The sequence below is a fragment of the Tepidanaerobacter sp. EBM-38 genome, assembly GCA_001896545.1.
Taxonomy (GTDB): Bacteria; Bacillota; Thermosediminibacteria; order Thermosediminibacterales; family Tepidanaerobacteraceae; genus Tepidanaerobacter.
This window is the reverse complement of record MPOT01000041.1, coordinates 93,991-107,431: the sequence shown is the minus strand read 5'-3', so window position 1 is coordinate 107,431 and position 13,441 is coordinate 93,991. Positions and strand designations below refer to the sequence as shown.

The 13,441-nt window shown below is 37.7% G+C and carries 14 protein-coding genes and 1 pseudogene; 1 reads left to right on the top strand and 14 read right to left on the bottom strand.

From position 1 onward, the window contains the following. Positions 1-280: pseudogene (locus BUC45_RS05050) on the top strand (hypothetical protein); the annotation flags it as partial. A gap of 46 nt (positions 281-326) precedes the next feature. Here BUC45_RS05050 and BUC45_RS05045 read toward each other — a convergent pair. From BUC45_RS05045 to rplU, 14 genes are all read right to left on the bottom strand, one after another. Beyond that, positions 327-956, bottom strand: a complete 630-nt coding sequence (locus BUC45_RS05045; protein WP_296970777.1) for a helix-hairpin-helix domain-containing protein — start codon at positions 954-956, stop codon at positions 327-329. 19 nt (positions 957-975) lie between these two features. Next, positions 976-2,529 (bottom strand): cobyric acid synthase, encoded by a 1,554-nt coding sequence (locus BUC45_RS05040; protein WP_296970776.1) that lies wholly within the window; start codon positions 2,527-2,529, stop codon positions 976-978. Next, positions 2,526-3,449, bottom strand: a complete 924-nt coding sequence (locus tag BUC45_RS05035) for a SufD family Fe-S cluster assembly protein (RefSeq protein WP_296970775.1) — start codon at positions 3,447-3,449, stop codon at positions 2,526-2,528. The genes BUC45_RS05040 and BUC45_RS05035 overlap by 4 nt, the downstream gene beginning before the upstream one ends. Next, on the bottom strand, positions 3,430-4,167 hold the full coding sequence (locus BUC45_RS05030) for an ATP-binding cassette domain-containing protein (RefSeq protein WP_296970774.1): 738 nt from the start codon (positions 4,165-4,167) through the stop codon (positions 3,430-3,432). The genes BUC45_RS05035 and BUC45_RS05030 overlap by 20 nt, the downstream gene beginning before the upstream one ends. 377 nt (positions 4,168-4,544) lie before the next feature. Next, positions 4,545-6,995, bottom strand: a complete 2,451-nt coding sequence (leuS, locus tag BUC45_RS05025) for a leucine--tRNA ligase (RefSeq protein WP_296970773.1) — start codon at positions 6,993-6,995, stop codon at positions 4,545-4,547. Between the two features lie 323 nt (positions 6,996-7,318). Then, positions 7,319-7,723 (bottom strand): ribosome silencing factor, encoded by a 405-nt coding sequence (gene rsfS, locus BUC45_RS05020; RefSeq protein ID WP_013778578.1) that lies wholly within the window; start codon positions 7,721-7,723, stop codon positions 7,319-7,321. Positions 7,724-7,740: 17 nt separating this feature from the next. Beyond that, on the bottom strand, positions 7,741-8,916 hold the full coding sequence (locus BUC45_RS05015; protein WP_296970772.1) for an LCP family protein: 1,176 nt from the start codon (positions 8,914-8,916) through the stop codon (positions 7,741-7,743). After that, on the bottom strand, positions 8,913-9,494 hold the full coding sequence (yqeK, locus tag BUC45_RS05010) for a bis(5'-nucleosyl)-tetraphosphatase (symmetrical) YqeK (RefSeq protein WP_366749746.1): 582 nt from the start codon (positions 9,492-9,494) through the stop codon (positions 8,913-8,915). Before yqeK ends, BUC45_RS05015 begins: the two co-directional genes overlap by 4 nt. A 2-nt stretch (positions 9,495-9,496) precedes the next feature. After that, the gene (gene nadD, locus BUC45_RS05005; protein ID WP_366749744.1) at positions 9,497-10,084 is read right to left on the bottom strand and encodes a nicotinate-nucleotide adenylyltransferase; all 588 of its coding nucleotides are present in this window, start codon (positions 10,082-10,084) and stop codon (positions 9,497-9,499) included. 117 nt (positions 10,085-10,201) lie between these two features. Next, a complete protein-coding gene (gene obgE / locus BUC45_RS05000) occupies positions 10,202-11,470 on the bottom strand; it encodes a GTPase ObgE (RefSeq protein ID WP_296970768.1) in 1,269 nt (422 codons plus the stop codon). Continuing rightward, a complete protein-coding gene (locus BUC45_RS04995; protein ID WP_296970767.1) occupies positions 11,457-12,176 on the bottom strand; it encodes a Spo0B domain-containing protein in 720 nt (239 codons plus the stop codon). Before BUC45_RS04995 ends, obgE begins: the two co-directional genes overlap by 14 nt. A gap of 310 nt (positions 12,177-12,486) precedes the next feature. Beyond that, positions 12,487-12,759, bottom strand: coding sequence for a 50S ribosomal protein L27 (gene rpmA / locus BUC45_RS04990; protein WP_013778584.1), 273 nt, complete (start codon positions 12,757-12,759; stop codon positions 12,487-12,489). A gap of 3 nt (positions 12,760-12,762) precedes the next feature. Continuing rightward, on the bottom strand, positions 12,763-13,098 hold the full coding sequence (locus BUC45_RS04985) for a ribosomal-processing cysteine protease Prp (RefSeq protein WP_013778585.1): 336 nt from the start codon (positions 13,096-13,098) through the stop codon (positions 12,763-12,765). A 1-nt stretch (position 13,099) separates the two neighbouring features. Beyond that, positions 13,100-13,411: a 50S ribosomal protein L21 gene (rplU, locus tag BUC45_RS04980; RefSeq protein ID WP_296970766.1), complete on the bottom strand. Its 312-nt coding sequence runs from the start codon at positions 13,409-13,411 to the stop codon at positions 13,100-13,102. Positions 13,412-13,441 lie beyond the last annotated feature (30 nt).

Sequence of the window (13,441 nt, the reverse complement as noted above, 5' to 3'; positions counted from 1 at the left end):
GGGAAAAGTTTGTCCAGACTGGTTTTGCGAAAAAGTTTTTTTAGGAAGAGCTTTCATCCTTTGTCAGATATGGTTTATGTTTTTCATGCGTCAGCACTGCCCAATTGAAAGCGGTTTAGGAGCTATTTACCGCAAAAATTACTGTGAATCCGATAAAACAAAATGTGCAAGATTTACTGTAGCAACTACTTTAGGACCGCAATATGTTCCGATTGATTTATATCCCAATATGAATGAACGCGCAAACCAAATTATAGCTGAAAATACTAAAAATAAATAAGTATATTTCGCGGTGGTTTGCCGTTTATTTAGACATCATATCTGCCTTATTTAACTTTAATTTTATCCTTTATTTGTTCAAATTTTTTATCTCCTATTCCCGAAACATTCTTTATATCATCTATAGTCTTAAACAAACCGTTAGTTTTTCTGTAATCCATAATTTTCTGTGCGGTCACGGGACCAATGCCGGGCAATTGGGTAAGTTCTGTTTCGCCTGCAGTATTGATATTAATTTTGCCATCATTTTTGGAACTTAAACCTACCGTAGCCTCATAAGTAGTATCTTCAAATTCTGATTGTTCCGGTGTTTCCCCAATTTGGGGAACATATAATTTATCTTCATCATGCACCTTTTGAGCCAGATTTAACCGTAAAAGATCAGCATCGGGGAGGTGACCTCCTGCTATTTCTATAGCATCTTTTACTCTATTCCCTTCTTCCAATGTATATACGCCGGGGTTTTTTACCGCTCCGGTAACATAAACCACTATTTTCTCCGTTTCCGCAGCTGGAGCTGTAACAGGGATTGCAGGTTCCTCCTGAAGTTTAAATGCTATCTCAGGAGGTTTCCTGAAAAATACATAATATGTAATGGAACCTAAGGAAACAATCAATATCAGCAATATACCCAAAAGCATTTTTTCTCTTCTACTAAAATCAAACACTTTTATCACCTCACCCCCCTCGATCTTCCTATATTTCTATACCTATTATCTCATATAACTTTTTAATATCGATATTAGCCCTGACTATATCCGCCCAGCGATCATATTCAGCCTCTTTAAATTTATTAAAATCAAAAGATTTGGCATTGTTTATGATAACACTTTCATCATGTTTAATATTTTTTAAAAAGTTTATGAATTTCATGGTAAAATCAGGATTGTCAAATATTCCGTGAATAAAGGTTCCAAGGGTACGACCCGTTGCTGATATAAGGCCGTCTAATGAATTATCAGAGCAGTTATAGGTTTTTATAAAATTAATTTCTTTGCCTTGTTGTATAATATTTCCAGAATATATGCGATAACCTTCTATTTCTGATTCGCTTAAAACATCTGCTGGAGCCGGCAGATCGTTTGAAATTTTCCCTAACACACGTGCAGAGTCCTGTTGTTGCAGTTCTATGTGCACATCAAGCAGGCCTAATCCTTTTATGTTTTCCTTTATTCCAAAGTCCGAAGAAAAACTCAGGGTTTTTCCCAACAAAGGATAACTGCTGCCCATACCCAAAATTACCACACCTGTTTTAGAAAGGGCTTGAATCTCTTTATCCCAACCTCTTGATTGAATAAATTCCATGCTCTCTTTGGGATTTTCCGATCCTGGAATTAAAACCATATCAGCATCGCCAATAGGACCATTGGATACATATGATAGCTGAATACCCGGAAACTCACCTAATGGCACAAAGTCAGTAAAATTTGTGATTCGAGGCAGACTCAAGACTTTTACCTTTAATTGGCCTTCTTTAGCCATATCGGCATTATCGCTTCTATCATACTTTTGCATCAACCGTTCTTTTTCCGCTTGAGGAGAATCCTCCTCATCTATATAGATATCGGCATAAGGTACAACTCCTAAAACCGGCCGTTTTATTATATCCTCCAGCATTTTAAGGCCTGGTTCAAGCAGCTTTAAATCTCCCCGAAACTTGTTTATTATAACGGCTTTTACCATGGCTTTTTCATTATCATTCAATAAAAGCATTGTTCCTGCCAATGATGCAAAAACCCCACCTCTGTCGATATCACCTACAATAACTACCGGGGCATTAACCAATTCAGCCATACCCATATTGACAATATCTCTTTCACGAAGATTTATTTCCGCAGGACTTCCAGCCCCCTCTATAACAATTATGTCATTATCCCGAGCCAACTCATCATAACTTTCTTTTATCAGTTGCATTAGTTTCGGTTTGTATTCATGATAGTCCATCGCTGAGAAGTTGCCAAAAGGTTTGCCTCTAACTATTACCTGACTATTCTTGTCTGAACGCGGCTTTAACAGTACCGGATTCATTATGACCGAAGGCTCTATGCCGCATGCTTCAGCCTGGGTAGCTTGAGCTCTGCCCATCTCTAAGCCATCCCGGGTTATATATGAATTTAATGCCATGTTTTGAGATTTAAATGGCGCAACTTTAAATCCATCTTGCTTAAATAACCTGCAAAGTCCGGTAACTAATCGACTTTTTCCTACAGAAGACCCAGTTCCTTGAATCATTATACATTTAGCCGTCATTGTAGAAAACCTCGTAGTATTACATCCTCAGCTTCTTCTTCAGAAAGACCTAGAGTCATTAATTTTAGAAGTTGTTCTTCAGCTATTCTGCCAATAGCAGCCTCGTGAGTCAATTGAGCATCTGGATGCTCTGCAGTAATGGCAGGTGTCGAGCTTATTTTGCCTTGATTCATTATGATAGAATCACATTCAACATGTCCCTTACTGCTGGCCCTAGCGATAACTATTGGGCGAAATACCTGCTTGGAATTATCCTTTGCAACTGAGCGAGATACAACTTTTGCATTAGAACCCTGACCATTAAGCTCTATTGTCATATCAGATACCGCTTCCTGATTTTGGTGGGTCAGAAGACGTTCGGTTATAATCAGGCTTGCCCCTTCGGCTAATTTAGCCTTTGTATCACGGACAGTACTATCAACACCTTTTATTTGCACAAGTTCCATTTCGGCCATAGAGTCTTGTTCCATTATGACAAGTGTTTGTGGATTTAAAACCCTTTCACCGGTTCCTTCACCTTCACCGTAGTGTTTTTCTAAATACCGCATTTTGGCGCCTTTTTTAACAATTATTTCATGAATACCGTCATGCTGGGATTTTTTAGAGCCGGGATTATGAATCCCACAGCCAGCTACTACAGTTACATCTGCTCCTTCACCTATGATGATTGTATTATATACGACATCCACCACCCCGGACATGGTTATCAAAACAGGAATGTGTACCGCTTCATTTTTAGTGCCTGGTGCAATTATGACATCGATGCCAGGCTTGTCAGTTTTTGGACGAACCTCAATATTGGCAGAAGAGTGGCGTATAATGCCCTCACCATTCTTTCTGATATTAACAGCTCCTGATGGTATTTTATGCAAATCTGCAATATTTTTCAAAAGTTCGTTTTCAATAGCATTCAATTTCATTGTCATTACCTCCACAATTTGCCTGCCAGCAGCATCTTGAATCCTTTTGTATCAGTGGCAATATTTTTTCCTTCGAACCTCTTTCGGCTATTTTGCCATCGGCCAAAAGAATTATTTCATCCGCCAGCGATAAGACTCTTTCATGATGCGTGATAACCACACTCGTTACATTGCCTTTTTTATGGTAGTTTCTAATTAGTTGCAGTAGATTTTCAAAACTCCAAAGGTCAACACCTGCTTCCGGTTCATCGTAGATTACTAATTTTGATGGTCTTGCAAGAACCGTAGCTAACTCAATCCTCTTCATCTCGCCGCCTGAAAGGCTTGCATCGCATTCTCTGTCAAGATAATCCTGGGGGCATAAACCTACGGCTCGAAGCATAGCTCTTAACGAACTTTCGTCGGCAGATATTTTAAGAAGGTCTTTAATCTTCATACCCTTAAATCTAGGAGGATTTTGAAACGCATAACTGATGCCGACCTTGGCACGTTCGGTTATGCTTAGATTTGTTATATCCTCGCCATCAAAAATCAGTCGGCCTTTATCATTTTTATAAATACCCATGATGACTTTGGCTAGTGATGTTTTCCCACCACCATTTGGACCGGTCAAGGCATAAAACTTATTATTTTCCAACTCTAAATTTATATCTTCTAATATAGGAAAGTCCTCATGACCGTTTTTCAAGTGCAGGTAAACAGATTCGAGTTTTAACATAATTCCCAACCTCTTTCCTTCCGTGTTATATATATTGCATAAAGCTAAATAAAGATTTATTCAAAAGCTATTTACAGGTGATTGTTAACCTGTTAATATTTTACCTCACTTTCCTCTTTCATACAATAGTTGTCCTTAGATAATAGCTGTACCAAGATAAATCGGAACCGCCATATGAGTAAAATATTAAGGCGATACAGGGTAGAATCAAAATAACTACAGTATGTCTGTTGAAACATCTTGATTGTCTTTCAGGCTTTGAAGCACAAAAAGAGCACCAATCATCTCTGGTTGGCGCTCTGCGTAATAATGTTATATTGTTTTAACTGTCTATTTTACATGTAGACAGTTTATTATATGAGATTCTTAAAACATGTTTACTTTACCACTATATTTACAAGCTTTTTGGGTACAGTGATAACCTTTACTATTTTTTTACCTTCTAATAAAGATAAAAGTTTTTCTTGTTTTAATGCTGTTTCTCTCATTTCATCTTCTGAGGCTTCAACAGAAATTTTCATTTTATCTCGCACTTTTCCATTAATCTGTATAACAATTTCTATTTCATCTTCCACAATGGCATTAGCATCATATTTAGGCCAAGGCATTAGATGAACACTCTCTTTATGGCCTAAAGTATGCCACAACTCCTCCGTTATATGAGGGGCAAAAGGAGCTAGCAGCAAAAGGAGATTATCTAAAGCTTCTTTTAATACGGTTTTTGAAATGTTAGTATCTTTGTGGGCATTTAATCCGTTTACCATTTCCATTATAGCGCTTATGGCAGTATTGAAGTTAAACCTTTCGCTTACATCTTCGGTTACTTTCTTGATAGTTTTGTGAGTAATACGGCGTACATCCTTATCATATTCTCCAAAGTTCCCTGCATTACTTAATTTATTGGATAATTCTTCTACCAGTCGAAAGACCCTCTGAAGAAATCTAAAACATCCTTCCACACCTTGGTCACTCCACTCCAAATCCCTTTCCGGTGGAGCAGCAAAAAGTATGAACAGCCTTGCAGTATCAGCTCCATATTTTTCTATAATTTCTTCAGGGCTTACAGTGTTCCCAATAGATTTTGACATCTTTATACCGTCTCTTAACACCATACCCTGTGTGAGCAAATTCTCAAAAGGCTCATCAACGGCTACCAGACCGGCATCACGAATTACCTTATTAAAAAACCTTGAATACATTAAATGCAGTATGGCATGCTCCACACCGCCTATATATTGATCCACAGGCATCCAATAATTAACCTTTTCTCGAGCAAATGGTTCTTCTTCGTTTCTGGCATCAGTATATCTGTAAAAATACCAAGAAGAACATACAAATGTATCCATTGTATCCGTTTCTCTGCGAGCTGGCCCATGGCATTTTGGACAGGTCGTATTTAAAAATTCATCGCATTCTTGCAGTGGAGAAGTGCCTCGAGTATTAAACTGTATATCCTCCGGCAGCAACACCGGTAAATCCTCTTCAGGCACTGGGACCACACCGCATTTATCGCAGTAAACTATGGGTATAGGTGCACCCCAGTATCTCTGACGTGAAATCAGCCAGTCTCTAAGTTTAAAGTTTACTTCAAACTTTCCAATCCCTATATCTTCCATATATTGACCTATGGCTTTGATGGCCTCAATATTACTCATACCGTTAAATCTATCGGAGTTCACCAGGATGCCGTCATCTACAAAAGCCTCATTCATTTCATCAGGATGTAAGGTTTTATCTTGCGGAGAAATAACTACCTTTATAGGCAAGTTATACTTTTTCGCAAATTCAAAGTCACGCTGGTCATGGGCCGGAACCCCCATAACAGCCCCAGTGCCATAACCCAATAGCACATAATTTGCTATCCAAATAGGCACTTTTTCGCCGTTCATGGGATTTATAGCATATGCTCCTGTAAATACACCTTCTTTTTCAGTTTCAGTAGAAGTTCTGACTATTTCATTGTATTTTTCCATTTTCTTTTTGAATTCTTTAACAGAAGCTTCATACTCTGTTCCAGAAGAAAGGGTTTCTACCAACGGATGTTCAGGTGCTAAGACTACATATGAAACCCCATAGACCGTATCAGGTCGTGTGGTAAATACCGAAATTTTATCACCCGTTTTCTCAGCAGTAAATGAGAACTCTACACCTTCACTTCGCCCAATCCAATTTTGCTGCATGGTTTTGACTTTATCAGGCCATCCAGGAAGTTTTTCCAAATCATTTAACAGTTCGTCCGCATAATCAGTTATCTTAAAAAACCATTGTTCAAGTTCTTTTTTAACAACCTCAGTTTTGCAACGGTCACATATTCCATCTACCACCTGTTCGTTTGCCAAAACTGTTGAACATGATGGGCACCAATTCACGAAAGCCTTTTTGCGATACGCAAGACCTCTTTTATATAACAATAAAAAAAACCACTGAGTCCATTTATAGTAATTAGGGTGACATGTAGCAACTTCTCTATCCCAGTCATAGCTTAATCCTAATTGCTTTAACTGTGTTCTCATATTGTCGATATTACTCCATGTCCATTTAGACGGATGTATGCCATGCTTTATGGCAGCATTTTCAGCCGGAAGACCAAATGCATCCCACCCCATGGGATAGAGTACATTAAAACCGTTCATTCTTTTAAATCGTGCAACTACGTCACCTATTGAATAATTGCGAACATGGCCCATATGCAGATTCCCTGAAGGATATGGAAACATTTCAAGACAGTAATATTTAGGTTTATTATAATCTTCTGAGGTTTTGTATATCTTATCTTCTTCCCATTTTTTCTGCCACTTACTCTCGATCAGTTTAAAATCGTATTTCAACTTAATTGCCTCCTTCGTAAATAATATTCAAAAAGCAGCTAGGTTTATATTATATTAACAAAAGCTTATATTTTAAATGCATTAAATTAAAAAAAGTTTCTTATCCCTTGTTAGGGACGAGAAACTCTTCCTCGCGGTACCACCCTAATTGGCCTTGATGCCCAACTTAAACATTTTAACGCCTGTCGGCTTATCCGAAGGTGAGTTCAGAGGTTTGTTCTCCCGGATTTCACCTGTGTTCCGAGTCTCTGTTAAGAACAACTACCTCTTACTATTCCTTCTAGTATCTTTTAAATTAAGTAATGATTCAATGGAATAAATAATTATATTAGATTTTCCTTATTATTATATTGCAAGTCTTTTTTAGTGTCAATGCTATCCGACGGTAAATCAATCGTTTTTGCATCTGCCCAGAGTCGCTCCAACATGTAGTATTCTCTTTCAGAACGAGTAAAAATATGAACGATTACATCATAAAAATCTATAAGCACCCATCTGCCGTCTTTATAGCCTTCTTTGCTTTTAAATCTATATCCTTTTGCAACAAGCCTTTGTTCAACTTCGTCGGCCAGTGCTTGAACATGAATCGGTGATATGCCGGTAGCTATTACAAAGTAATCAGAAAATACCGCTATAGAACTTATATCCAGCACTAAAATATCCTGACCCTTTTTATCCTTTAAAATACCGGCCGCTTCAATGGCACAGGTTTTAGGGTCTATTATCATCCATTTCCCTCCATATATTAATTTGCATCCTTCCCAACTATTATCGTAGGAAGAACAATACTGTCATCTGCTTCTTCTTCCAGCCGTGCTTGTGCAAGCACTTTAGCGACTTCCTCCGCTTCACTCTTTTTATCCTTCGGATATATTATAGTGGTAGTTTCATAGTCGAAATTATCGGCATTTGCCACGGTAACTACCTTAAAGCCTTGGGATTCGAGCTTGCTTGCCACTTTAGAGGCAACACCCTTAGCGCCATTCCCGTTTAGCACGGCAACTTTGATGTTACCATCATCAAAAAATATCTCATCTATCATCTCGTCAAGCTGATTCTGAAAAGGTATAAAATAACTTATCCCCGAGATGTATTTGCCCTCACCCGGTACTATATACATTTTTATATCTTCTTGCTTTACCTGCCTTGCAAAATTAGCCAGGCTCGCCATCTCCAAAGGTTGTATGTCAGTTTCTACATTTTCTTGAACTATATCTATGATTTTAGGAAGCTTTAAAAGAGTAGCAGGTTTAAGAGCTTTCTTGATCAGAGCCTCCATGAACTGCTGCTGAGCTTTAACACGACCAATATCGGCATCTGCATAACCTCTGTATCTTACAAATTGTTCTGCCTTATCTCCGTCAAGAGTCTGCTGCCCGGGGTATAAATCTATATATATGCCACCTGCAGGGTCACTGTATTTCATTCGTTCTTTAATATCTATATCTACACCACCCAAGGCATCTACTATATTTTTAAAGCTTGAAAGCTTAACTACCACATAATTGTGAATAGGCACACCTAAAAAATTCTTAACAGTTTTTACCGCCAAGTCCGCCCCACCAAAAGCCGTAGCAGCATTTATCTTTTGGATTCCGTATCCCCCAAGTCTTACTCTTGTATCTCTTGGGATTGATAAAATCTTGACATCTTTATTTTTTTTGTCCAAACTTACTACTAAAATAGTATCTGAACGATGCCGGTTATGTTCTTCTTTAGCTCCTAAGGTACCTGCATCCATGCCCAAAAGTAATATATTTTGTCTGCCGCCTTCCACTAGTTCATCGGTATTTGAAGTATTAGGATCGCTGCCGGCTTCCAATGGTGCATTCAAACTCCTAAGCGTATAATAGAATCCGCTTCCGAGTGAAAGTACTATAAATAAAAGAATTGATAAAGCTATTTTCAAAGGCCTTTTCATACTTTCCCCTCGCTCTCCCTTTGCATAAGAATAAAATTCCTGCCTAAAATTGTCTTTGGATGTAATAAGCTTTTTTTGCTTAAAACATACCTTATTGTAGAATCAAAAGCACCAATAATTGCATCATCAAGGTCTTGAAAGGCCTTTACTCTTAACTCTTCAACGCCAGGAAAACATCTATTTGGCTCAATAAAATCCGAAAGAAATATTATCTTATCAAGCAGGTTCATATCTGCATCACCAGTAGTATGAACTTTTATAGCTTTAAGTATCTGTTCGTCAGTAATACCGTATTCTACTTTGGCTATCACAGCCCCTAAAGGTCCGTGTATTAGAACTTTTTCTCGTCTTTCAATATCATCTAAAAGTATACCAAAATATTTTACCAGTTTCAACTGACATTCCGTATCCAACCCTCTAGCACAATCATGAAGCAGACCTGCTACTTTGGCTTTCTCGATATCCCCTTCATAACGAACCGCTAATTTTTCTGCAGTTTGCATAACACCTAATGAATGTAAGAACCTTTTATCATTCATGTTTTTTCTTAATTTTTGTTTCATTTTTTCCAGCGTCATTTTCACCTATAAAGACCACTTTTCTGTATATATGTTTCTACACTCTCAGGAAGGAGATATTTGATGGAAAGACCCTCTTTAACCCTCCTACGTATTTCAGTCGAGGAGATATCAAGGCTTGTAACTTTCATAGGAACAACTTGCTGCCCATATATCTGCCTAATTTGCATCAGTTTCTGATTTAGCTGATCCATTGGGTAACCGGGCCTTGTTGCAGCAATAAAAGTGCAGTAACTTAAAACCTTGTCCACATCTTTCCATGTCAGTATATCAAAAACTGCATCTGCCCCGCTAATAAAATAAAGTTTTACATTCTTGCCTAGCTCGTTGTAAAACTGCTCTAAAGTATCAACAGTATAAGTTAAGCCCGGTCTTTCAATCTCCATTCTTGAAATTTCAAAAAAAGGATTATTGTTGATAGCAAGCATTGTCATAAGATATCTGTCTTCAGAAGATGTAACCGTATAACCTTTTTTGTGAGGTGGCCTTCCGGCAGGCGTGAAAATAACTCTGTCTAATTTAAAGTTAGTTCTAGCAGTTTCTGCTGTGACAAGATGGCCATAATGAATGGGGTCAAATGTTCCTCCCATTATACCCACCTTTTCGTTGTTTGACAATACAAAATCCTCCCTTTACAGCTTTAAATCACCAAAATTATACCACGCTTAACTCTAATCTTTCAATATAAAATTATTACATAGTTATCCTTATTCCATATAATAGAATTCTATATTACCGATTTTTACCGTATCGCCGGGCTTAATCCCTTGAGCTTTTAATTCATTATCAATGCCCATCCTCTTGAAAGTACGCTGAAGGCGTTTGACTGCAGACTCATTCTCAAGGTCGGTCATTGCTACCAATCGTTCTACCGTCTTACCTGAAATATAAAACACCTGACCACCCTTACTGATTTTAAAAGGTTCTTCCTCTATTATTCTATATTGCTTAATATGTTCTACCGGTTCTGCCTTTGGTATTTTTGAAAGCATCTCTCCAATATACTGCAAAAGTTGCTTTATTCCATGACCTGTCGCTCCTGATACAGGCATTATAGTATAACCGGATTTTTCAATTATCGGTTTGATTCTTTCGTAATTTTCCTGTGCTTTTGGTAAATCCATTTTATTGGCTACAACCACCTGAGGCTTTTCTGAAAGCTCCTTGCTGTATTTTACAAGTTCTTGATTAATCGCATAGAAACCCTCAAGCGGATCTCTTTCTATGCCTGACATGTCCAACACATGAACAAGCAGACGGGTCCTTTCCACATGTCGTAAAAACTCATAGCCCAAGCCCTGCCCTTCATGAGCTCCTTCGATAAGGCCAGGAATATCAGCCAATACAAAGCTGTTTCCTTTGCCTAACCCCGGGTCTACAACTCCTAAGTTAGGGGATAGTGTAGTAAATGGGTAGTCGGCGATTTTAGGTTTTGCCGATGTCATTCGGGAAAGCAGTGTAGATTTTCCGGCATTGGGAAAACCTATAAGGCCTACATCGGCTATTAGTTTTAATTCTAACACAATCCAACGTTCTTCACCCGGCTCACCTTTCTCGGCAAAGTCTGGAGCCCTGTGAACCGAAGAAGTAAATCGTGCATTACCGCGACCTCCTCGGCCGCCTTTAGCTACAACAAAGCTTTCTCCGTTTTCTACCAAATCCGCAAGTACTTCACCAGTCTCGGCATCCTTTACAATAGTTCCTGGTGGTACATTGATAACAAGATCTTCAGCACTTCGGCCAAATTTATTAGACCCTTGTCCATGTTCACCTCTTTTTGCTTTATAATGAATTTTATACTTAAAATCCATAAGAGTTGACAAGCTGGAATCTACCATTAGAATCACATCTCCGCCTCGACCTCCGTCGCCTCCGCTAGGTCCTCCACGCGGTACATATTTTTCTCTTCTGAAAGCTACAACGCCATTACCTCCGTCTCCTGCTTTTACATAGATTTTTGCATTATCTACGAACATTTATATCACACCTATCAATCAGTTTTTTACCGCAATAATTGGAAACCATCTCATTCAGCCACTTAAAAACGGGTGTTTTACTATCGCTTAAATTGATATGTTTAGTACTGAATACTACCCTTTCTCCTATAGTTTCAGAGCATATCTCTAACTTTGACTTTCCTAAAATAATCTTTATATCTTTTTTACCCTGAAACTTATCTAGTTGCAAGATATATCTCTGTAATTCTTCTGTTAACTTTGATAATTGTGGAATATAAGGTTCTTTATCAATTACTTCAATACTCATACCTATATTCTTTCGTTTCAAGGTGTATAACATTTCCAATAAGCAGCTTATAACCGAAACATCGGTCAAATTGTTGCAAATATAACTAACTTCTTTATCTCTGTTTTTTATACTATCTATATATTTTAAAGCATCTTCATATTTTTTCAACTGAATCATACTATATAAAACCTGCAAGTGATTTTGAAAATCATGTCTTGTCAATCGAAAAACTTGAAAAAGACTTTTTGCGGTGCTTGAATTTTGTCTTTGACCATAGAAAAAATTAATCATTGCAAAACTAGCTACAGTGAAAAAAAGACATATCAAAATAATCTGTATTTTTTCATCAAATTCTAGATTAAGTAAGGCAATTGCTGCTATAGTCGAAAGCATTTGACTTATTGTAATTATAATCGGGAAGCCTTTATTGTCCAACAAACCCAATCCCCTTTCACACTTAATTTCACTAATAGTTTCGTGTGCTTCTATAATTAAGTTTGAAGGTATAAAATTTGATATTAGTATTTTTACTTTTTATATATTTTATTTATATTCTATCCTTTTATCTTAAAATCCTTCTATCAAAATAGAACATTGATCTTTCTAATATTTAATTTATATTTAGAAAATATATTTCCATTTTATCCGACGTTGTTGCCACATTAGTAGTCTTGAGTCAATGATAAAAAACAAAGGTAACTTTTTCCATAGTTACCTTAAAAAAGCAGCTCCTATTTATAGGAGCTTAGTTTGCTGCATATATGCTTACAAGTTTCTTATCTTTTCCCTTTTGTTCGAACTTAACATAACCATCAGCTTTAGCAAAAAGTGTATGATCTACACCCATACCTACATTTTGTCCTGGATATATCCTCGTGCCTCTTTGGCGAACCAGTATGCTCCCGGCGCTTACAAACTGCCCGTCATACCTCTTGACCCCTAAGCGCTTAGCCTGACTGTCTCGACCGTTTTTCGAACTTCCTCCGCCTTTTTTCTGAGCAAAAAGCTGTAAATTCATCAGCTACACCTCCTCTATAAGTTCAGTCTGAATATTCGACGGATATGATTCTGCAATATCTCGAATTCCTAAAAATATGGTCTCAAGAATAATTGTCGCTTTTTTAAACTCTTCTGCTGTCATATCATCAGGAAGTTTTAGCATGAAACAACCTGGTTTTTTATCAACCACAGGTTTTATGCCAGCGACATTCTTTAGCCCCAAAACTGCGGTTTCTGCCAAGGCTGAAACTCCAGCACAAACTATATCTTTGCCATAATCGGCATACTCTGCATGGCCTGATATTTCTATTGATTTATAACCGCCAAAAGGATGGGACTTTATTCTTACCCTTATCATACTATCCTTCTATTTTTTCAATTTGAATTTCCGTAAATGGCTGGCGATGGCCTTGCCTCTTACGATAATTTTTCTTAGGCTTGTACTTAAAGACGATAATCTTATCGCTTTTGCCGTGACGCAGCACTTTAGCTGTCACTTTCGCATTCTCAAGCCATGGTTTCCCTACCTTAAGACCATTATCCGCAGATAATGCCATAACTTTGTCGATTTCAATTGATTCTCCTACATCTGCCGGAAGTTTTTCAACTTGAATTATATCACCTTCCGATACACGATACTGTTTTCCACCAGTTTCAATAACTGCGTACATAATTAATCTCCTCCTTATTCTCGCCGGAAT

Bases quoted from the DNA above. Each gene is read 5' to 3' on its own strand.
- BUC45_RS05040 (WP_296970776.1), bottom strand. From the start codon at position 2,529: ATGACGGCTAAATGTATAATGATTCAAGGAACTGGGTCTTCTGTAGGA.
- BUC45_RS05035 (WP_296970775.1), bottom strand. From the start codon at position 3,449: ATGAAATTGAATGCTATTGAAAACGAACTTTTGAAAAATATTGCAGAT.
- BUC45_RS05030 (WP_296970774.1), bottom strand. From the start codon at position 4,167: ATGTTAAAACTCGAATCTGTTTACCTGCACTTGAAAAACGGTCATGAG.
- rsfS (WP_013778578.1), bottom strand. From the start codon at position 7,723: ATGATAATAGACCCTAAAACCTGTGCCATTGAAGCGGCCGGTATTTTA.
- BUC45_RS05015 (WP_296970772.1), bottom strand. From the start codon at position 8,916: ATGAAAAGGCCTTTGAAAATAGCTTTATCAATTCTTTTATTTATAGTA.
- yqeK (WP_366749746.1), bottom strand. From the start codon at position 9,494: ATGACGCTGGAAAAAATGAAACAAAAATTAAGAAAAAACATGAATGAT.
- nadD (WP_366749744.1), bottom strand. From the start codon at position 10,084: ATGGGAGGAACATTTGACCCCATTCATTATGGCCATCTTGTCACAGCA.
- obgE (WP_296970768.1), bottom strand. From the start codon at position 11,470: ATGTTCGTAGATAATGCAAAAATCTATGTAAAAGCAGGAGACGGAGGT.
- rpmA (WP_013778584.1), bottom strand. From the start codon at position 12,759: ATGAATTTACAGCTTTTTGCTCAGAAAAAAGGCGGAGGAAGTTCGAAA.
- BUC45_RS04985 (WP_013778585.1), bottom strand. From the start codon at position 13,098: ATGATAAGGGTAAGAATAAAGTCCCATCCTTTTGGCGGTTATAAATCA.
- rplU (WP_296970766.1), bottom strand. From the start codon at position 13,411: ATGTACGCAGTTATTGAAACTGGTGGAAAACAGTATCGTGTATCGGAA.